This window comes from Janthinobacterium sp. DSP2-3-3 (genome assembly GCF_049897325.1).
GTDB lineage: Bacteria > Pseudomonadota > Gammaproteobacteria > Burkholderiales > Burkholderiaceae_D > Janthinobacterium.
Genome location: NZ_JAFCWA010000002.1, coordinates 457,047 through 475,065 on the forward strand (window position 1 = coordinate 457,047; position 18,019 = coordinate 475,065).

Below are 18,019 nucleotides of genomic sequence, written 5' to 3' on the forward strand. Positions count from 1 at the left end.
CTTCGCGCCGTGCGGTAAAATCGGGTTCCAGGCTGGCGCTACTTGCCGGCGTATCTACTTGAATGGAATTGCCATCACCGCTCCCACCTTACCACTGGATAACGCCTTTGCGGCCTTGCCGCCTGCGTTCTATACACGCTTGATGCCCACGCCCCTGCCCGCCCCGTATTTCGTGGCCGCCAGCGCGCCAGCCGCAGCCCTCATCGGCCTCGATGCGGCGCGCCTGGCGCAACCTGATTACGTGGAATTGCTGAGCGGCAATGCGGTGGCCGAGCGCTCGCTGCCTCTGTCGGCCGTGTACTCGGGCCACCAGTTCGGCGTCTGGGCCGGTCAGCTGGGCGATGGCCGCGCCATCTTGCTGGGCGATATCGCCACCGCAGACGGTCCAATGGAGCTGCAGCTGAAAGGCGCCGGCGCCACGCCGTATTCACGCATGGGCGACGGCCGCGCCGTGCTGCGCTCATCCATCCGTGAATTCCTCTGTTCCGAAGCCATGGCGGCGCTGGGCATTCCCACCTCGCGCGCGCTGTCCATCATGGGTTCGCAGCAAGGCATCCTGCGCGAAACGGTGGAAACGGCGGCCGTCGTCACGCGCATGGCGCCTAGTTTTGTTCGCTTTGGCTCGTTCGAACACTGGTTTTACCGCAAGCAGCCGGACGAGCTGAAAATCCTGGCCGATTACGTCATCGACGGTTTTTACCCCCATTTGCGCGCCGCATCAAATCCCTATCAAGCCTTGCTGGCCGAAGTGTGCGTGCGCACGGCGCACATGATTGCGCAATGGCAAGCCGTGGGCTTCATGCATGGCGTGATGAACACGGACAATATGTCGATTTTGGGTTTGACGCTCGATTACGGCCCCTTCGGCTTCATGGAAGCGTTTGACGCCGACCACATCTGCAACCATACGGACCAGCAGGGTCGCTATTCCTACGCCAACCAGCCGCAGGTGGGCCACTGGAATTGCTACGCGCTGGGCCAGGCGCTGCTACCCTTGATTGGCGAGGTCAGCGAGGCGCAGGCAGCGCTGGACACTTACCAGCCCGCCTTTGCAGACAAGATGAATGCCTTGCTGCGCGCCAAGCTGGGCTTGCAAACCCTCGGGGACGACGATACGGCGCTGTTCGACAGCATGTTTGCTCTGATGCAAGCCAATCACGTGGATTTCACGAACTTTTTCCGTGCCCTGGCGACTCTGCAGTTGGCCGCCCCCGAGCACGACACGGCGCTGCGCAACATGTTCATCGACCGCCCCGCCTTCGATACGTGGGCAGCCACTTACCGCGCGCGTCTGCGGCAGGAACACAGCGTCGATGCCGAGCGCCAAGCGGCGATGAACAGCGTCAACCCGAAATACGTGCTGCGCAACTACCTGGCACAAGTGGCTATCGAAAAATCCCGGCAGCAGGACTACACGGAAGTGGCGACATTGCTGGAAGTTTTGCAAAAGCCATTTGACGAACAGCCCGAACACCAGCACTATGCGGCCCTGCCGCCCGACTGGGCCAGTCACCTTGAAGTCAGTTGCTCATCCTGAGGAGTCATTATGACCACGAATAAAGTCAAAAAAACCGACGCCGAATGGCGCGCCATGCTCGATTCGATGCAATACGAAGTCACCCGCCACGCGGCCACGGAACGGGCCTTCACGGGCAAGTTCTGGGACCACCATGCACACGGCATCTACACCTGCGTCTGCTGCAATACGCCCCTGTTCGCCTCCGATACCAAGTTCGACTCGGGCTGCGGCTGGCCCAGCTATTTCCAGGCCCTCGACCCGGCCAACGTGACAGAAATCGTCGACCGTACCCACGGCATGGTGCGCACGGAAATCGTCTGTGCCGTCTGCGACGCACACCTCGGGCACGTCTTCCCGGACGGCCCGCCGCCAACCGGCTTGCGCTATTGCATCAATTCGGCATCGTTGCGCTTCGATCCGCAGCCTTGAGACACCGGAACGCCTGGGAGCACCTCAGTTGCTCCTAAGCCATTCCTAAGATGAATTTAATAAGACCAGTGTAAAGTCTCGCCATGAAATTTCTATTCGACCTATTCCCCCTGATCGCCTTCTTCGCCGCCTTCAAGCTGGGCGGCATGTATGAAGCGGCCACGCACGATTTCGTGCAGCAATATTTGTCCGGCTTCGTGTCAGGCGGCCTGATCAAGGCTGACCAGGCGCCGTGGATACTCGCCACCCTGGTCGGCATCGTCGCCACCGCCTGCCAAGTCAGCTATCTGCTGCTGCGCGGCCGCAAGGTCGACGGCATGCTGTGGCTGTCGCTGTTCATCTTTGTCGTGTTCGGCGGCGCCAGCATTTACCTGCATGACGATTTCTTCCTGAAATGGAAGCCGACCCTGATCTACTGGCTATCCGGCCTGGCCCTCTTGATCGCCCATGTTGGCTTCAAGAAAAACCTGATCCGCAAGACCATGGAAGCGCAAGTGCAATTGCCGGATGCCGTCTGGAACCAATTGCTGGCCGCGTGGATCATCTTCTTCGGCGCCATCGGCGCACTGAATCTGTTCGTCGCCTTCGTGCTGTATAAGGGCGATATGGCTGCCTGGGTCAGCTTCAAGGCGTTTGGCGCGACGGGCATTTTCTTTGCTTTCATCGTGGCGCAAACGCTGTTCCTGGCCAAACATATCAAGGAAGACGCATGATGAACACCACCACAGAGAATACTTCGCCGGAAACGCGCATGCAGCGCATTCGTACCCGCCTGGAAACGGCACTTTCTCCTCTGGAATGCGTACTGGAAGACGACTCGGCGCGCCACCGGGGCCACGCGGGCGCCGCCTCGGGCGGAGGTCATTACAATCTACGCATTATTTCTAGTCAATTTGAGGGGCTCAGGCTCGTCATGCGCCATCGACTGGTGTATGATTCCGTGCACGATATGATGCATAATGAGATACATGCATTGGCGATTGTGGCCTTGGCGCCGTCCGAAGTAGTGTAAGGATGGCGTTTTGGCGTATCGGGGCAACTTGGTACGCCGCTTGCCGCAAGTGTCATGCACGCGTTTTCTTTCCATGCGTTTTTTACGAAACTTTCCCTAACAGGATTTAATAATGACTTTTAAGCCAGCCCGCTTGCTGATCGCACTACTCGCCGTTGTCGCGGTACCTGTTTTTGCGCAAAATGTTGCCGTTGTTAATGGCAAGCCTATCCCATCGTCGCGCGTTGATGCAGTCGTCAAGCAAGTCGTCGCCCAAGGCCAGCAACCGGATTCGCCGCAATTGCGCGAAATGATCAAGAAAGACTTGATCGGCCGTGAAGTGCTGATGCAAGAAGCGGAAAACAAAGGTTTCGGTAAAGATGCAGCCGTCAAGCAGCAAATCGAGAACGCGCGCCAGGCCATCGTCATCAACGCCCTGGTCGGCGACTACCTGAAAAAGAACCCTGTCAACGACGCTGAAATCAAGGCTGAATACGACCGCTTCGTGGCGCAGACCGGCGACAAGGAATACCACGTGCGCCACATCCTGGTGGCCACCGAAGCCGAAGCGAAAGACATCATCGCCAAGCTGAAAGGCGGCGCCAAGTTCGAAGAGCTGGCCAAGCAATCGAAAGATGCCGGCTCGGCCGACAACGGCGGCGACCTGGACTGGGCAGCCCCATCGTCCTTCCCGAAAGTGTTTTCCGACGCCTTCGTGAAACTGCAAAAAGGCCAAGTCACCGATACCCCGGTGCAAACGCCTAACGGTTTCCACGTGATCAAGCTGGACGACACCCGCGCGGCCAAGCTGCCGACCCTGGAAGAAGTCAAGCCACAGATCGCCGAAGCGCTGCAGCAAAAGAAACTGCAAGCGTATCAGGAAGAAATGATCAAAAAAGCAAAAGTTCAGTAAGAACTGACCTCCCCGGCGCCCTTTTCGGCGCCGGTCGTGTATTCTGCGCCTGAATGCGCACTGCACGGCAGTCGCGATCTTTTGTACCGGTTTTTTGTATACTTATTAGGAATGAACATGATTTTGAAGCCAGCCCGCCTGATCTTAGCCCTGGTCGCCGTTGTGGCGATCCCTGCGTTCGCGCAAAACGTAGCCACCGTGAATGGCAAGGCCATCCCATCGTCGCGCGTTGACCAGGTCGTCAAGCAAGTCGTCGCCCAAGGCAAGCAAGCCGATTCGCCACAATTGCGCGAAGCCATCAAAAAAGACCTGATCGGCCGTGAAGTGCTGATCCAGGAAGCCGACAAGCAAGGTTACGGCACGCGTCCGGAAATCAAGTCGCAAATCGACAATGCCCGTCAAAGCATCATCATCAACGCCCTGCTGGCCGACTACGTCAAGAAAAGCCCTGTCAAGGACGCTGAAATCAAGGCCGAGTACGACAAGTTCAAGGCACAGGCGGGCGACAAGGAATACCATGCACGCCACATCCTGGTGGCTACCGAAGCCGAAGCGAAAGACATCATCGCCAAGCTGAAAGGCGGCGCCAAGTTCGAAGAACTGGCGAAAGTATCGAAAGACGGTTCCGCAGCCAATGGCGGCGACCTGGACTGGGCTAGCCCTGCTTCGTACGTCAAACCATTCTCCGACGCCATGGTTGCCTTGAAACCAGGCCAGGTCACGCAAACGCCCGTGCAATCGCAATTCGGCTTCCACGTGATCAAGCTGGAAGAAACCCGTCCGACGAAGCTGCCGTCACTGGAAGAAGTCAAGGGTCAAGTGGCCGAGTCGCTGCAACAAAAGAAACTCGCCGCCTACCGCGACGAGCTGATGAAGAAGGCAAAAATCCAGTAATAGTGGATAAAGATGAAAAGGCGCTCCACGGAGCGCCTTTTTTACGCCTGGACATGGGAAAACAGCATGAACTTGCACGCGGAATTAAAAATCGCACTCGAAACGGCCGCCGACCCCACCCGTGCCGCGCCCATGCAGGCGTATATGCGCGACCAGTTCGTGTTCCTGGGCGTGGATGCGCCACAGCGCCGGCTGGCGGCCAAGGCCTTGCTGGCGAGCCTGAAGGGCATCGATCCGGGGACGCTGCTGGAACACGCGCAACTGCTGTGGCAGCAGCCGCAGCGCGAGTACCAGCACGTGGCGCTCGACATGCTGGCCGTGCACGTGCGCCAGCTGAGCGTCGATCATCTCCCCGCCCTGCTGGCACTGGCGCGCCAGCGCGCCTGGTGGGATAGCGTCGACGGCATGGCGGGCGTCGTCGGCGACGTGCTGCAGGCGGAACTGCGGCGCGGCGGCGATGGCCATGCGCACATGGACGCGGCCTTGCGCCACGACGACTTCTGGCTGCGCCGCATCGCCATGCTGCACCAGCTGGGCTGGCGCGCTGACACGGATGCCGCTTGGCTATTTGACGCGGCCCTGGCGCTAGCGCATGAAGACGCGTTTTTCATCCGCAAGGCCATCGGCTGGGCCTTGCGCGATTACGCGCGCCACGCCCCCGAAGCGGTGACGGCGTTTGCCAACGCGCACCGCCAGCAGTTATCGCCGCTCAGCTACCGCGAAGCGTTGAAGCACCAGCTACGCTGAACCCCGACCCGCCCAGCAGGCGCAGCGCGGCGTCGATGCGCGGCGCGGCATCCCAGGCTGGCACCGGTGCCAGCAAGCCCAGCGCCATTTGCCGCAGAGGCTCGGCGATCACCATGGCCAGCAGCAAGCCGGCCAGTTCGTACCCATCCCGCCCATCCCGCAGCAGCAGATGGCCGCGCGCCGCCTGACGCTGCAACCACTCGGCCAGCAAGGCCGTGCCCCGCTCGATGCCGTTGCGTTGATACACGGCCAGCAAGTCCGCGCGCGCGGGAAATTGCGTGCACAGCAGGCGGAACAGGCCGACAGCATCGGCCGTCAGCACGCGCGCCGCCATCGCCTGCAATACCTCTTTCAAAAGCGGCAAGACCTCGCCAGGCGCGGCCGCATCGTGCGACATGGCCGGCAGGAAAGCATCCGTCCAGCCGCGCACCACCAGGGCGACGAGGTCCTCGCGGTTGGCTGCGTACTGATACAGCGACTTCTTTGCCATGCCCGCATGGCGCGCCACCGCTTCCATGGTCGTGGCCGCATAGCCCTCGTGCAGCAGCAGCCAGGTGGCCGCCTGCACGGCCGCTACGCGTGCCTCCTCGGGCGGCCGCGCCGGACGGCCCCGTCCACGCAAGGCCTTGCTTTCTTCTTGCTGCATGCCAGCTCCAGTCTTGATCGTTGAACAATTCTACACTAAAACATATTAAAGAAACGTTTATCGTTTCTTTAATATATAATTGTCGCACCCTAACAAAGGAGAACGACATGACGAAGCATATTGAATTCCCATGGAGCATCACCAGCACGGGCGACTTGCTCGACCCGTTTCCCCTGCACCTGGAAACGGGCATCACTCGCCTGGATAATGGCTGCCTGCTGGTGGCGGCGCGCACGGAGCTGCACGGCTGCAGCGGGCGCATGCTGGACTGGTGGTTTACGTTTTTCGAGACGACGCAGCACATCAAGTGGTGGCATCCGCACGACCACGTGGCGCACCATGGCTGGAACAGCGCGTGGAAAAAGGGAGAGAGTTACTACGGCGCCTCGATCGAAGCGGTGGAATCCCTGGGCGACATTCCGCCCGTGAAAGCCAAGCTGAAGTTCCACGATCCGGAAGACGTGTTTGATCCGGCGCAACTGCAACAGGCAAAGGACAGCGGCGCCCTGTCGGCCGCCATCTGCGCGCGCATCGGCTTTGGCGAGCATGTGCAGCTGGACCCGCAGGGCGACCCGCTCGATGGCGAAATGCTGCACCTGACGCGCGACACGCCCACGGGCTGCGTGCTGCGCAGCCGCTTCCTGCTGGGTCGTAACAGCCTCGATCCCGTGCGCGATGTGCCTGACGTGCTGGGTCTGAATTTGCTGCGCCATTGCTACAGCGAATTTACCTATCTGTCACGCTTCCTGCCCTCGCTGTATTACGGCGAGCATGCCAACGGGGAAAAGGCCCCGCTGCCCTGGTAAGCCGGCGGCTCACAGCCGCTTGTGCATGCGCGCCAGCGGCAGTTTGATGTCATCGGGCAAGTCCAGATGAAACTCTTCAGTAACGGCGAAGCCGCTGGCCAGGTATAGCGGCACGCCGGGCAAGGTGGCGGCCAGTTCCAGCGCACTGAAACCGGCGCCCAGCGCCTGCCGTTCGCAATGGCGCATCAGCATGCTGCCCAGGCCCTGGCGGGCGGCTGCGGGCTCCACAAAGAAGGCGCGGATGCGGCCCGGCTGGCTGGCCGGATCGAGCAGCAGGTCCGGCCAGCACTTGGCGCGGTCGGCGCCATACAGGGTGGCGCGCTGGCTCCAGCCACCACAGGCCAGCATGACGCCATCGCGTTCGATGACGAAGTACGTCCGGTCGGCAAGCAGTTGCGTATCGACGCCGAATACATGGCGCGTCACGGCCTCGGCCTGCTCTTCACTATAAAACCCGGCGCTCAGTGCCACGCCGGAGCGGGCGATCAGTGCGTTCATTTGCGGCACGTCGGCCGGCAGCGCCACGCGCAGGCTGGTCAAGGCGCCAAAGCTGAACCAGGCACGCGCGATACGTCCCTGCTCCACCTCATAGCTCGCCACCAGTTCCTGCGCGGAAACACCGTCCGGCGTGTCGCCATGCACGATTTCATGGTCGATCACCAGCTTGCCGCAGGCGATGCGGTTGAGCAACTGCGCTTGCGGCTTGCTGGCGGCGAAACGGGCCGTGAAACGGGGACCGATTTGCGCACTGCCTGCGGCCAGCAAGGTAGCGGGATGCTGGAATTGCTGCGCATCATCGGCGTAGATGGCCAGCAGGGCCGGCACGTCGTGTGCGTTATACGCGTCCAGTTGTGCCTGGACCACCGCCGTGGGCGAAATGCGTGTATCGTTGGCAAGCGCCATGCGTGCACCTGTTGTGGTGTGGTTGGAAAGTTGCAAAGCGTAACACTGTCGCCCCTGTCGCGGCGCAGTTTGCTGCGATAATTATAAGAGTCGTTATAAGACTCGTTATAAGATTCGTCGCAAGAGGCATTTTCAAACGTCACCAATCAATCGCAAATCGCAGCAGGAGTAGATATTATGAAATGGGATGGCAATCGCGAAAGCGACAATGTGGAAGACCGCCGTGGCGAAGACGGTGGTGGGGGCGGCGGCGGTGGCGGCTTTGGTTTTGGCGGCCGCTCGATCGGCATCGGCACCATCGTCATCGCCCTCGTCGGCTCGTATGTGCTGGGCGTCAATCCCCTGACCTTGCTGAACCTGCTCAGCGGCGGTGGCGGCCAGGTCAGCACCCAGCAAAGCCAGGCGCCGGCGCGCCAGCCGCCCGAATCGGACGAGATGGCCCGCTTCGTGAAAACCGTGCTGGCCGATACGGAAGACACCTGGGGCGCGCTGTTCAAGGCCGAAGGCGGCAGCTATGTGAAACCGAAGCTGGTGCTGTTCTCCGGCAGCACGCCGACGGCCTGCGGCACGGGCCAGAGCGCCAGCGGGCCTTTCTATTGCCCCGGCGACCAGAAAGTCTACCTGGACCTCGAATTCTTCAAGCTGATGCAGCAGCGCTTCAAGGTCTCGGGCGAATTTGCCGAAGCCTATGTGATCGCCCATGAAGTGGGCCACCACGTACAGAACCTGCTGGGCTTATCCGAGAAGGTCGACAAGGCGCGCCGCACGCAATCGGAGCGCCAGGCCAACGCCATGTCCGTGCGCCTGGAATTGCAGGCCGACTGCTTTGCCGGCGTGTGGGCGTATCACGCGAACCAGGACCGCAAGATCCTGGAACAGGGCGACGTGGAAGCGGCCCTGAAAGCGGCCACGGCCATCGGCGACGATGCGCTGCAGCGGCAGTCGCAAGGCCATGTCGTGCCGGACTCGTTTACGCACGGCACCTCGGAACAGCGCGTGCGCTGGTTCAGCAAGGGCATCGAGAGCGGCCAGATTGCACAGTGCAATACGTTTGAGGCGCGCCAGCTGTAATGCAGGCAAAGCAAGCATGCCGCCTGGTCTGGCGGCATGCGCTCAGGGCATGCCGACGTCGTAGCGCTTGCCCAGTCTTTTTAGTTCGCCTGTCTCGATCAGGCTATTCAGTTCCTGGTCAAACTGCAGGCGCAACTTGTCAAAGGCGGGCGAGCGGGGAAACGCAAAATAGCCGTTCTGTATTTCGATGACTTTGGGCAGGGGTTTCACCTGGCGCCCATAGCCGAGGCGGGCAATCACGGGGTCGGTGTTGCGGCGGTTGCTGACGAACACGTCGACGTGATTGTGCACCAGCATCTTCAAGCCATTTTCCACATTGTTGGCCACGCTGACCTGCAAGCTGGGCCGCACACGCTCCCAGTCCGCGCCGTAGGCCCAGCCGTTGAGCAGCACCACCCTGCGCTGCTTCAGCACGCTGTAATCGCCATCCCAGCCAAAACTGGCGTCCTGGCGCGTATAAAAGACCATCTGGTCCTGGTAAAACGGCTTGTCGGAAAACCCCATGCTGGCAATGCGCTCGGGCGTCTTGTAGGGGCCGATCAAGATATCGGCCTGGCCCTGCACCAGCATGGCTTGCGCGCGCGCCCACGGCACCATGCGAAAACGCACGGTATGACCCGTGCGCGCCGCCATCAGGCGCAGCAATTCCGCGCCCAGTCCGCCATATTCGCCGCTCTCCTGATACTCGAACACGCGCTCGAACTGCGCACCCACGGCCAGCAGCTCGCGCGCCTGCACCGGCAAAGGCATGGCGAATGCCGGCCACAGCAGCGCCAAGGCCAGCAGGCGCCGCCCCGCTCTACCCATCAGCCGACGATGCGCAAGGAGTAATCGGTGGCCCGCACATCCTTGGTCAGGCTGCCGATCGAGATGCGGTCCACACCTGTTTCGGCAATGGCGCGCACGGTATCGACATTGATGCCGCCCGACGCTTCCAGCAAGGCACGGCCCTTCGTCAGGGCCACGGCGGCGCGCATCATCTCGTTGCTGAAGTTATCCAGCAGCACAGACACGGCGCCCGCGTCCAGCGCTTCCTGCAATTGCGCCAGGGTTTCCACCTCGATTTGCACGGGCACGCCCGCGTCGAGGTTGCGCGCGTTTTCCAGGGCCTGGCTGACGCCGCCAGCGGCCGCGATATGGTTTTCCTTGATCAGGATGCCGTCGTACAGCGCCAGGCGCTGGTTCTTGCCGCCGCCGACGCGCACCGCATACTTTTGCGCCAGGCGCAGGCCAGGTAAGGTTTTGCGCGTGTCCAGGATGGATGCCTTGGTGCCGGCAATCACATCGACATACTGGCGCGTGGCCGTGGCGACCGCCGACAGCAGTTGCAGGAAATTGAGGGCGCTGCGCTCGGCCGTGAGCAAGGCGCGCGCCGGCGCCTGAATCGTGCAGACGACGCTGTCGGCCGTCATCCTGTCGCCTTCGGCGTAATGCCAAGCGATATCGATGCTGCGATCCAGGCTTTTCATGATGCCTTCGAACCACGGTGCGCCGCACAGCACGGCTGCTTCGCGCACGATGACGCGGGCCGTGACGATGTGGTCGGGCGGCACCAGCTCGCCCGTCAGGTCGCACTGGCCCACGTCTTCCAGCAAGGCGGCCAGCAGATTGCCTTCGAATGCGCGCGCAAGGGCGGCATCGAAAGGGGTGAAAGAATTAACGAGGGTACTCATGCTGGACCGATTCCTTGGAACAATGTGGTTTCTTTTGCCAGGTCCGCGCCCGGCTTGAGGCCCGCCTTCTTGGCGGCGGCGAAGTCAAGCATGCGATTGATCGAGCGCACGGCCAGCTGGCCGACTGCGGGATCGACGTGGATTTCGTTGTGCATGTTTTCCAGTGTTTGCGCCAGGTTCAACAAGCCATTCATGGCCATCCACGGGCAATGTGCGCAACTCTTGCACGTGGCGCTGTTGCCGGCCGTGGGCGCTTCGATGAAGCGTTTGCCCGGCGCGGCCGCGCGCATCTTGTGCAGGATGCCGTTGTCGGTGGCGACGATGAAGGTATCCGTGTCCATGGTTTGCGCTGCCGCAATCATTTGCGACGTCGAGCCCACCATGTCGGCCAGCGCCACCACGTTGGCGGGCGATTCCGGATGTACCAGCACCTTCGCTTGCGGATACTCTTCCTTGAGCAAATCGAGTTCGATGCCCTTGAATTCGTCGTGCACCAGGCAGCTACCCTGCCACAGCAGCATGTCGGCGCCCGTTTGCTTCTGGATATACGAGCCCAGGTGTTTATCGGGCGCCCAGAGGATTTTCTTGCCCTGCGCATGCAGGTGGGCGACGATGTCGAGACCGATGGACGACGTCACCATCCAGTCGGCGCGCGCTTTTACAGCCGCGCTGGTGTTCGCATAGACAACGACCGTACGGTCCGGATGGGCATCGCAGAAAGCCGTGAATTCGTCCACCGGGCAGCCGAGGTCGAGCGAACAGGTCGCGTCGAGGTCGGGCATCAGCACGGTTTTCTCGGGACTGAGGATCTTCGCCGTTTCGCCCATGAAACGCACGCCGGCCACGAGCAGGGTTTTGGCCGGATGGTCTCGCCCGAAGCGGGCCATTTCCAGGGAATCGGAGACGCAGCCGCCCGTGGCTTCGGCCAAGTCTTGCAGGTCAGCATCAACGTAGTAGTGGGCAACGAGCACGGCTTCGCGCTCGATCAGCAGGCGCTTGATGCGCGTGATCAGTTCGGCTTTTTCAGCCGGGGACGGCGTCGCTGGCGTGCGTGCCCAGGCGTGGGCAGTGCAGCTGGTTCCGTCTTGTGGATGTTCATATTCGACGGATTTAATGGCTAAAGTTTGCATGGCTGTGTCAAACAAAAACGGGATAGACCGGCACGAACGCAATGAAGCTGCTGCGCCGGAACGAATAGACCGCGGCGCGTCGGTGTGGGTGATATCAGAGTACACCACCAGCTCTCCAAACGCCTGATAAAACCGTAGCGAGCGGCAGCGATTTGTGGCCGAGAAGCGCAACCGTACACAAGTACGGTGAGCATCACAGGCCGCAAAGCGCGACGCGCAGTAGGTTTGATCAGGTGTTTAATCAATACCTTGGCTTCTGAGGTAATCCTCGTAGTTGCCACGGTAATCGACCACTTCATCTTCCTTGATCTCGATGATGCGGTTGGCCAGCGACGACACGAATTCGCGGTCATGCGAGACGAAGATCAGGGTGCCCGCGTATTTTTCCAGCGCAATGTTCAAGGATTCGATCGATTCCATGTCCATGTGGTTGGTCGGTTCATCGAGCATCAGCACGTTGTGGCGGCCCAGCATCAGCTTGCCGTACATCATGCGGCCTTTTTCACCACCGGACAACACCTTGACAGCCTTTTTCACATCGTCGCCGCCGAACAGCAAACGGCCCAGGATGGAACGCACGGCCTGATCATCGTCGCCCTCTTTCGTCCACTGGCCGATCCAGTCGGTCAGGTTCGTGTCCTTGGCGAAATCTTCCGTCGGGTCTTGCGGCATGTAGCCGACGTTGGCGTTTTCCGCCCACTTCACGCGGCCCTGGTCTGGCTGCAGGCCGGCGATCTCGCCTGCGATGCAACGCAGCATGGTGGTCTTGCCGGCGCCGTTGGCACCGATGATGGCGATGCGCTCGCCCGCTTCGACCATGATGCTGAAATTCTTGAACAGCTGGCGGTCGAAGCCTTTCGAGATGTTCTCGACTTCCACAGCCAGGCGGTGCAATTTCTTTTCGCCGTCGAAACGCACGAACGGATAGGCGCGCGACGATGGCTTGATGTCGTCGACCTTGATCTTTTCGATCTGCTTGGCGCGCGACGTTGCCTGGCGGGCCTTGGATTTGTTGGCGGCGAAGCGGCGCACGAATTCCTGCAGCTCGGCAACCTTGTCTTTCGCTTTCGCGTTGTTGGCCAGTTGCTGGTTGCGCGCCTGGGTCGAAGCGAACATGTATTCGTCGTAGTTGCCTGGATAAATCTTCAGGGTGCCGTAGTCCATGTCGGCTACGTGGGTGCAAACCTGGTTCAGGAAGTGGCGATCATGGGAAATGATGATCATGGTGGAATTGCGCTCGTTGAGCACGTCTTCCAGCCAGCGAATCGTGTTGATATCCAGGTTATTCGTCGGCTCGTCGAGCAGCAGGATGTCCGGGTTCGAGAACAGCGCCTGGGCCAGCAGCACGCGCAGCTTCCAGCCTGGCGAGACATTGCTCATCGGGCCTTGATGCAGCTCAATGGCGACGCCGGCGCCCAGCAGCAGTTCGCCGGCGCGCGATTCGGCCGTGTAGCCGTCGTATTCGGAGACTTTGCCTTCCAGATCGGCCGCCTGCATGTAATCGTCATCCGTCGCTTCCGGGTTCGCGTAGATCGCGTCGCGTTGCTGGATGGCGGCCCACATTTCCGTGTGGCCCATCATGACCACGTCGAGGACGCGCATGTCTTCAAAGGCGAATTGGTCCTGGCGCAGCTTGCCCAGGCGTTCGTTGGTGTCGAGCATGACGTTGCCGCCCGACGGGTCCAGGTCGCCGCCCAGGATCTTCATGAACGTCGACTTGCCGCAGCCGTTGGCGCCGATCAAGCCATAGCGGTTGCCGTCGCCGAACTTGACGGAGATATTCTCAAACAATGGCTTGGCGCCAAACTGCATCGTAATATTTGCTGTAGATAGCATGTGATATTGGGTCTTTATTCAGTTAAAACAGCTAGTTAAGTACTTTCCTTCCATTATACAGCACCCACCCTCATCACTCTATAGTGGTCCGCCATGGGCGACCGGAATGTATGCGGAGAAATAATGGCAAGAAAATATGATTGCCGTATTTTAATTTAGCGGATACGCTGCGTGACATCCGTTTTCTACCCTCCACCTCACAGGCTTCACTTGAAAAAAATCACTATCGCCGCGGCCGTGGCCGTCATTGCCGTCGCCGCCATCACCTACGCTTCGCCGTACTACGCCTTGCACCAGATCAAGACCGCCCTGGCCGAACGCAACGCCGAGGCTCTGGCCACACACGTGGACTTCCCCGCCTTGCGCGCCAGCGTCAAGGCTCAGCTGGAAAGCAATATGGCCCGCAGCATCGAGGCAACAGCCGGCAGCGACAATCCCTTGGCCGCCCTGGGCCAGTCGATCGCCAACGCCATGCTGGGCAAGATGGTCGACACCATGGTCTCACCCGCTGGCGTCGTTGCGCTGGTCAACAAAAGCGCCGTCGGCCCGCAAGCGGGAGCGGATGCAAGTGCGGATGCCCCGGCCGATGGCGCGCAGCAAAAGGCCGACTATTCGGCGAGCTATGCCGGCGTGAACACCTTCGTCGTGCGCGCGAAGGATGGCAAGGCACAGGAAGGCGCACTGGTCCTGCTGCGCCATGGCGTGTGGGACTGGAAACTGAGTTCGATTGAAATTGCGTCGGCGATGGCCGGGAGGTAGGTAACCTTGATATTAGCACCGATGTGGATTGGCACGGAGATGGGAAAATAATATGCCACTCATCTGCCGATCACCACGTGCGGCCAGACTCAGATTAGTCGACACATGGTATGAGCTGTGATAAGTGGCAATGAATTTCTTGTCGCCGAAAGCGCTTATTCGGAGAATAAGCAAAAACGGCACTGACCTTTTGTTGAAAATATGAAAATACATACTGGCAATATATTCATATCGTACGCGCCACTTACTTCACTCAATGCCAGAATGCATAAAATCTCAATCCCTACTCCGGTGCAGAACTAATTGACGCGCCAGTTCAACTCCATAAGGCTGTATGCCCACAAAACATGCTTTTATAGCAACTATTACACTTGGCCTTGCCTGTGTCACACCATGCACCCATGCCTTCGATGGGGCAGCCACCGCCGAGCGCAGCCATTCTGTCGCCTCGCGCATGCAGGCGGAAACGTCCAGCGCCGCCGATCCGGATGCCCCCGCGCTGCTGCCCGTGCCCAGCGACATTTCGCTGGCCGAGCTGGAGCGCCGCTGGGCGTTGGGACAGGCGCAGGCCGAAGAAAAACACTTTAGCAGCGCGCTCGACCCGGCAGCGCTGACGGCCCTGGCACAGCAGATGGAGTGCCACGATATCGTCGGCACGCAGCCGTATGGCTTCCCGCAGGATCAAGCGCACCCCACTGTGCTGAGCGGCGCGCACCTGTTGGCGCGTTGCCCGGACAGGGCCTACGTAACGATCACGGCGATGTCGATGGCAGGCAAGACGGGCAAGCGCGTCACGATTTCGCCGCAAGCGTTCAAACAGACGGTGGATGGCAGGCCCGCGCGGCGTCTGTATTACAAGGCGCCCAACGGACGCCAGAAGGAATCGCTGACCATCGTCGATGGCAGCTATGTGTATGCGCTCGAGTACTGGTCGCTCGATGCTGGCAAGCAGGCCGGCATCGCGGGAGAACGGCGGCTGGAAAAAGTATCTTCGTTGCCCCGCGCCCAGCCTCGCGGCGGCGCGCACGAGGTGTTGGCATGGCCGGAAATGAAATAAGCAATGATCGCCTCCCTGTGCCACATGTTCTTTGGACATGGCGTCAGGCACGGCCCTTGCGTGGATCGGTGGCCCGCTGTTAGTTGTGTTTGATATTCTGGGGGGGGGTATATTTTTGCCGGACAGCTTGCGCAAGGCAAACATCCTCGGCTAGCGGCGGCAAGCATGCCGCCGCTAGTGGCGAAGCCCGTTTACATGCCCAGGGACTTGAGCAGGTCGGCGTTGTCGTCGTCTTCCGGTTCCACTGCCGGCGCAGCGTCGCGTTCGCGGTTCGCGTATTCCGTATCCATCAGCGAGTCGGCATCGACTTCGCGCGAATCGAAATCGTGCAGCTTGATGAACTCGGTACGGTCGATCGCCAGTTCCAGATAGAAAATATTGTTCTTTTCCGTGTAGAAGGTGACGCGGCGCATTTCCGGGCGGTCCAGCGGCGTGTCGACGCTGAGCATCACCTGCTTGTTCAGCACCAGCATCTTCGGCTGGCTCTGGGTGATGTTCGTTTGCAGTTCGCGTCGCACCTTGCCCGTGAAGTCGCCCACGATCTGGTTCATCAGCTCGCCCATGATGTTCGACACTTCGTCCGACGTGTAGAAATTGGCCAGTTCCGACTTCGGCATGCCCATGTGCAACATGTAGCGCTCGTAGATTTCCATCGCCGTATCGGCGGCAAAATTGAGCACCACCAGGCCCGTGAAACCGCCATCGAACATCACGAAGCAACCGATGTCCGGCTTCAGGCCGGTCTTCGTGATGCGCTGCACCATGCCTGAATAATTGACTCTGCTTTGCGTTGCAACGTTGAGCACCCGAACCACCGAGTTGCACAAACTCATCAACAAATCTTCTGTACCGTACACAACATCCTTTTCTGCATCCATGAGCAACCTCTCCTACTATTTTAAGATGACAGCACTGTTTCCCCGCCCGTCGCGAGCCGAAACACGATAGTTTCGCTCAGCAAGCGGACGACGTCACCTTTGCATGCCTGACCTTGCCTAGCCGTGCGAGCCGCGTTGCCGCTGACACGAACCGCCCTCTTACTTTTTCTGTATAGAAATAAGTATCAGATGCGCAGAATACCCAGATGTAACATTTCCGTCCAGCCATACCTGCATTTACTTGACGATCTGTGCGGAAATACCATATCTGGGCTGAGCATGGGCATCGGCACAGGAAATAGTAACTAAAAATCAAGTGCCCGCAAGACCACGCTACTGACCAGCAGATCGCGGCTCAGATATGCGAAGGCGCGCTGGCCGATGCGCAGCCGGTGGAGGTCGAAGATGGCCAGCAAGTCGCCGCCCTGACTCTGGTCCAGGCTGCGCAATGCGGTCACGGTAATGCGGCAAGACTTTTCAACCCCAAAAACAGCCAGATGGAAGCGGATAGCGTCGCCCGCTGGCTCGAGTGCGATGCTGTCGCGCAGGATGTCATAAGGCATGGCCGCCGCGCCCGTTCATATGGCCAACGTGGCGACAGCCCCGACATGCAGGGGCAGGTCGATGATGAAGACACAGCCATGACCAGGCACGCTTTCCACGCTCAAGCTGCCGCCATTTGCTTCCACACTGCGCCGGGCAATCGACAGCCCCAAGCCCAGGCCCGTCTTGTTGGCGCCGCCTTGCGTAAAGGGCAAAAACAAGTCATCTGCGGCCTGCGGCGACAGGCCGACGCCATTGTCTTCCACTTCGATCCTGATCCGCTCGCCGTTCGCATACGCGCGCAGCACCACCGTGCCACTCGGCGCGGCAAACTTGAACGCATTCTGCAGCAGGTTCCCCACGGCACAGAGCAGCAAATCCTTGTCCGCATCGAGCTGCAGCAAGGGAGCGACCTCTTCCACAATCAAGGTGCAACGTAGCAATTCCGCTTCCAGGTTGGCCGAATGGCTCAATTCACTGATGAGGTTGCTCAAGAAGAAAACCGAGCGCTGCAAGGTCAGGCCCGCCTCCACCCGCACTTCCGCCAGCGAGCGGTCGATCAGCGTCCGCAAACCCACGAGGCTGCGGTCGAGCACAGCCCCAGTCGCACCCGCCACGCCCATGCTGCCCTGTTTCAGCGCGGCGACGGCCAGGCTGGCTGTGCCCAGGTGATTGCGCAATTCATGGGCAAAATAGCCGATGCGCTGGCTCAATGCCAGTGCCTGCTCATTCGCAATGAGCACGTCACGCCGCTGGGTAAATTCGGAAACGGCTTCGGCAATGCCGTTGTCGAGGCAACGGTTAAGCGTCCTGAATTCCTCAACAGCAAATTGCTCGTCCAGCGCTACGGCAAGATCGCTGACGGCCTGGCACAGGTCGCCATAATCGTGCACCACCTGGCTGACGGAATAGCCCAGCGCCAGCAACTGCCCGCCATGCGTGGTGGCGCTGTCGGCCAGTTCCGATGTCGCCAGCGCATTGCCATCGGCGGGGCCGGAAATGGCCAGGCTCTTCGCCATCTGGCCCTCCTCCTCCGCCTTCAGAGTGCGGATCAGCTGATCCAGGAAGATGGGTATGCCATGTTGCAACTGTTGATCGGTCGGCAATCGCAACGGCCTCTTGGCAACTTTATCTCGGCAACGGCGCTCCAGCTCGGCGCGATTTTCAGCTAGGAATATATGCATCATGGCGTTTCCAGCAATCTCAATGATTAAGAATAAACAA

Annotated in this window: 20 protein-coding genes; 11 read left to right on the forward strand and 9 right to left on the reverse strand. The window is 60.2% G+C overall.

What is annotated here, in order from left to right; all coding sequences use genetic code 11:
- Positions 1 to 58: 58 nt before the first annotated feature.
- The 7 genes from ACP7DE_RS06060 to ACP7DE_RS06090 all read left to right on the forward strand — a co-directional run bounded on the left by ACP7DE_RS06060 (position 59) and on the right by ACP7DE_RS06090 (position 5,493).
- On the forward strand, positions 59 to 1,537 hold the full coding sequence (locus tag ACP7DE_RS06060; RefSeq protein ID WP_426071231.1) for a protein adenylyltransferase SelO: 1,479 nt from the start codon (positions 59 to 61) through the stop codon (positions 1,535 to 1,537).
- Positions 1,538 to 1,546: 9 nt separating this feature from the next.
- Positions 1,547 to 1,948 (forward strand): peptide-methionine (R)-S-oxide reductase MsrB, encoded by a 402-nt coding sequence (gene msrB / locus ACP7DE_RS06065; protein ID WP_426071232.1) that lies wholly within the window; start codon positions 1,547 to 1,549, stop codon positions 1,946 to 1,948.
- Positions 1,949 to 2,031: 83 nt separating this feature from the next.
- Positions 2,032 to 2,661, forward strand: coding sequence for a septation protein A (locus ACP7DE_RS06070; RefSeq protein ID WP_046682773.1), 630 nt, complete (start codon positions 2,032 to 2,034; stop codon positions 2,659 to 2,661).
- Positions 2,658 to 2,960: a BolA family protein gene (locus ACP7DE_RS06075; RefSeq protein ID WP_289947242.1), complete on the forward strand. Its 303-nt coding sequence runs from the start codon at positions 2,658 to 2,660 to the stop codon at positions 2,958 to 2,960. Before ACP7DE_RS06070 ends, ACP7DE_RS06075 begins: the two co-directional genes overlap by 4 nt.
- Positions 2,961 to 3,072: 112 nt before the next feature.
- Positions 3,073 to 3,852 (forward strand): peptidylprolyl isomerase, encoded by a 780-nt coding sequence (locus ACP7DE_RS06080; RefSeq protein ID WP_426071233.1) that lies wholly within the window; start codon positions 3,073 to 3,075, stop codon positions 3,850 to 3,852.
- A 117-nt stretch (positions 3,853 to 3,969) separates the two neighbouring features.
- A complete protein-coding gene (locus ACP7DE_RS06085) occupies positions 3,970 to 4,746 on the forward strand; it encodes a peptidylprolyl isomerase (protein ID WP_426071234.1) in 777 nt (258 codons plus the stop codon).
- A gap of 66 nt (positions 4,747 to 4,812) precedes the next feature.
- The gene (locus tag ACP7DE_RS06090) at positions 4,813 to 5,493 is read left to right on the forward strand and encodes a DNA alkylation repair protein (RefSeq protein WP_426071235.1); all 681 of its coding nucleotides are present in this window, start codon (positions 4,813 to 4,815) and stop codon (positions 5,491 to 5,493) included.
- Here ACP7DE_RS06090 and ACP7DE_RS06095 read toward each other — a convergent pair.
- Positions 5,456 to 6,139: a TetR/AcrR family transcriptional regulator gene (locus ACP7DE_RS06095; RefSeq protein ID WP_426071236.1), complete on the reverse strand. Its 684-nt coding sequence runs from the start codon at positions 6,137 to 6,139 to the stop codon at positions 5,456 to 5,458. The two genes, ACP7DE_RS06090 and ACP7DE_RS06095, sit on opposite strands and share 38 nt — an antisense overlap.
- 107 nt (positions 6,140 to 6,246) lie before the next feature.
- Between ACP7DE_RS06095 and ACP7DE_RS06100 the strand changes: the two genes are divergently transcribed.
- Positions 6,247 to 6,945 (forward strand): DAPG hydrolase family protein, encoded by a 699-nt coding sequence (locus tag ACP7DE_RS06100; protein ID WP_426071237.1) that lies wholly within the window; start codon positions 6,247 to 6,249, stop codon positions 6,943 to 6,945.
- A gap of 9 nt (positions 6,946 to 6,954) precedes the next feature.
- On the opposite strand, the gene ACP7DE_RS06105 is transcribed toward ACP7DE_RS06100, so the two are convergent.
- The gene (locus ACP7DE_RS06105) at positions 6,955 to 7,848 is read right to left on the reverse strand and encodes a GNAT family N-acetyltransferase (RefSeq protein WP_426071238.1); all 894 of its coding nucleotides are present in this window, start codon (positions 7,846 to 7,848) and stop codon (positions 6,955 to 6,957) included.
- Positions 7,849 to 8,025: 177 nt separating this feature from the next.
- Between ACP7DE_RS06105 and ypfJ the strand changes: the two genes are divergently transcribed.
- On the forward strand, positions 8,026 to 8,919 hold the full coding sequence (gene ypfJ, locus ACP7DE_RS06110) for a KPN_02809 family neutral zinc metallopeptidase (protein WP_426071239.1): 894 nt from the start codon (positions 8,026 to 8,028) through the stop codon (positions 8,917 to 8,919).
- 42 nt (positions 8,920 to 8,961) lie between these two features.
- Here ypfJ and ACP7DE_RS06115 read toward each other — a convergent pair whose 3' ends face one another.
- The 4 genes from ACP7DE_RS06115 to ACP7DE_RS06130 form a co-directional block, all read right to left on the reverse strand.
- Positions 8,962 to 9,726 (reverse strand): substrate-binding periplasmic protein, encoded by a 765-nt coding sequence (locus tag ACP7DE_RS06115; protein ID WP_426071240.1) that lies wholly within the window; start codon positions 9,724 to 9,726, stop codon positions 8,962 to 8,964.
- Positions 9,726 to 10,592 (reverse strand): carboxylating nicotinate-nucleotide diphosphorylase, encoded by an 867-nt coding sequence (gene nadC / locus ACP7DE_RS06120; protein ID WP_426071241.1) that lies wholly within the window; start codon positions 10,590 to 10,592, stop codon positions 9,726 to 9,728. The genes ACP7DE_RS06115 and nadC overlap by 1 nt, the downstream gene beginning before the upstream one ends.
- Positions 10,589 to 11,722: a quinolinate synthase NadA gene (gene nadA / locus ACP7DE_RS06125; RefSeq protein ID WP_426071242.1), complete on the reverse strand. Its 1,134-nt coding sequence runs from the start codon at positions 11,720 to 11,722 to the stop codon at positions 10,589 to 10,591. Before nadA ends, nadC begins: the two co-directional genes overlap by 4 nt.
- Positions 11,723 to 11,959: 237 nt before the next feature.
- Positions 11,960 to 13,558: an ABC-F family ATPase gene (locus ACP7DE_RS06130; protein WP_426071243.1), complete on the reverse strand. Its 1,599-nt coding sequence runs from the start codon at positions 13,556 to 13,558 to the stop codon at positions 11,960 to 11,962.
- 210 nt (positions 13,559 to 13,768) lie between these two features.
- On the opposite strand from ACP7DE_RS06130, the gene ACP7DE_RS06135 reads away from it, so the two are divergent.
- Entirely contained in the window at positions 13,769 to 14,317 is a 549-nt protein-coding gene (locus tag ACP7DE_RS06135) for a DUF2939 domain-containing protein (RefSeq protein ID WP_426071244.1), read from the forward strand.
- 454 nt (positions 14,318 to 14,771) lie between these two features.
- Positions 14,772 to 15,374, forward strand: coding sequence for a hypothetical protein (locus ACP7DE_RS06140; protein ID WP_426071245.1), 603 nt, complete (start codon positions 14,772 to 14,774; stop codon positions 15,372 to 15,374).
- Between the two features lie 191 nt (positions 15,375 to 15,565).
- Here the strand turns inward: ACP7DE_RS06140 and ACP7DE_RS06145 are convergent, their stop codons facing one another.
- From ACP7DE_RS06145 to ACP7DE_RS06155, 3 genes are all read right to left on the reverse strand, one after another.
- Positions 15,566 to 16,252 carry a DUF3334 family protein gene (locus ACP7DE_RS06145; RefSeq protein WP_426071246.1) on the reverse strand — a complete coding sequence of 229 codons (687 nt, stop codon included), beginning with the start codon at positions 16,250 to 16,252 and terminating at the stop codon, positions 15,566 to 15,568.
- Positions 16,253 to 16,557: 305 nt separating this feature from the next.
- Complete coding sequence (locus tag ACP7DE_RS06150) at positions 16,558 to 16,815, reverse strand: DUF1488 family protein (RefSeq protein WP_426071247.1); 258 nt, start codon at positions 16,813 to 16,815, stop codon at positions 16,558 to 16,560.
- Positions 16,816 to 16,830: 15 nt separating this feature from the next.
- The gene (locus tag ACP7DE_RS06155) at positions 16,831 to 17,901 is read right to left on the reverse strand and encodes a sensor histidine kinase (protein WP_426071248.1); all 1,071 of its coding nucleotides are present in this window, start codon (positions 17,899 to 17,901) and stop codon (positions 16,831 to 16,833) included.
- Positions 17,902 to 18,019: the final 118 nt, after the last annotated feature.

What these genes read in the sequence shown, in the direction of transcription:
- msrB (WP_426071232.1), top strand. Translation starts at nt 1,547, where the DNA reads ATGACCACGAATAAAGTCAAAAAAACCGACGCCGAATGGCGCGCCATG.
- ACP7DE_RS06070 (WP_046682773.1), top strand. Translation starts at nt 2,032, where the DNA reads ATGAAATTTCTATTCGACCTATTCCCCCTGATCGCCTTCTTCGCCGCC.
- ACP7DE_RS06075 (WP_289947242.1), top strand. Translation starts at nt 2,658, where the DNA reads ATGATGAACACCACCACAGAGAATACTTCGCCGGAAACGCGCATGCAG.
- ACP7DE_RS06080 (WP_426071233.1), top strand. Translation starts at nt 3,073, where the DNA reads ATGACTTTTAAGCCAGCCCGCTTGCTGATCGCACTACTCGCCGTTGTC.
- ACP7DE_RS06085 (WP_426071234.1), top strand. Translation starts at nt 3,970, where the DNA reads ATGATTTTGAAGCCAGCCCGCCTGATCTTAGCCCTGGTCGCCGTTGTG.
- ACP7DE_RS06090 (WP_426071235.1), top strand. Translation starts at nt 4,813, where the DNA reads ATGAACTTGCACGCGGAATTAAAAATCGCACTCGAAACGGCCGCCGAC.
- ACP7DE_RS06095 (WP_426071236.1), bottom strand. Translation starts at nt 6,139, where the DNA reads ATGCAGCAAGAAGAAAGCAAGGCCTTGCGTGGACGGGGCCGTCCGGCG.
- ACP7DE_RS06100 (WP_426071237.1), top strand. Translation starts at nt 6,247, where the DNA reads ATGACGAAGCATATTGAATTCCCATGGAGCATCACCAGCACGGGCGAC.
- ACP7DE_RS06105 (WP_426071238.1), bottom strand. Translation starts at nt 7,848, where the DNA reads ATGGCGCTTGCCAACGATACACGCATTTCGCCCACGGCGGTGGTCCAG.
- ypfJ (WP_426071239.1), top strand. Translation starts at nt 8,026, where the DNA reads ATGAAATGGGATGGCAATCGCGAAAGCGACAATGTGGAAGACCGCCGT.
- ACP7DE_RS06115 (WP_426071240.1), bottom strand. Translation starts at nt 9,726, where the DNA reads ATGGGTAGAGCGGGGCGGCGCCTGCTGGCCTTGGCGCTGCTGTGGCCG.
- nadC (WP_426071241.1), bottom strand. Translation starts at nt 10,592, where the DNA reads ATGAGTACCCTCGTTAATTCTTTCACCCCTTTCGATGCCGCCCTTGCG.
- nadA (WP_426071242.1), bottom strand. Translation starts at nt 11,722, where the DNA reads ATGCAAACTTTAGCCATTAAATCCGTCGAATATGAACATCCACAAGAC.
- ACP7DE_RS06130 (WP_426071243.1), bottom strand. Translation starts at nt 13,558, where the DNA reads ATGCTATCTACAGCAAATATTACGATGCAGTTTGGCGCCAAGCCATTG.
- ACP7DE_RS06140 (WP_426071245.1), top strand. Translation starts at nt 14,772, where the DNA reads ATGCAGGCGGAAACGTCCAGCGCCGCCGATCCGGATGCCCCCGCGCTG.
- ACP7DE_RS06145 (WP_426071246.1), bottom strand. Translation starts at nt 16,252, where the DNA reads ATGGATGCAGAAAAGGATGTTGTGTACGGTACAGAAGATTTGTTGATG.
- ACP7DE_RS06150 (WP_426071247.1), bottom strand. Translation starts at nt 16,815, where the DNA reads ATGCCTTATGACATCCTGCGCGACAGCATCGCACTCGAGCCAGCGGGC.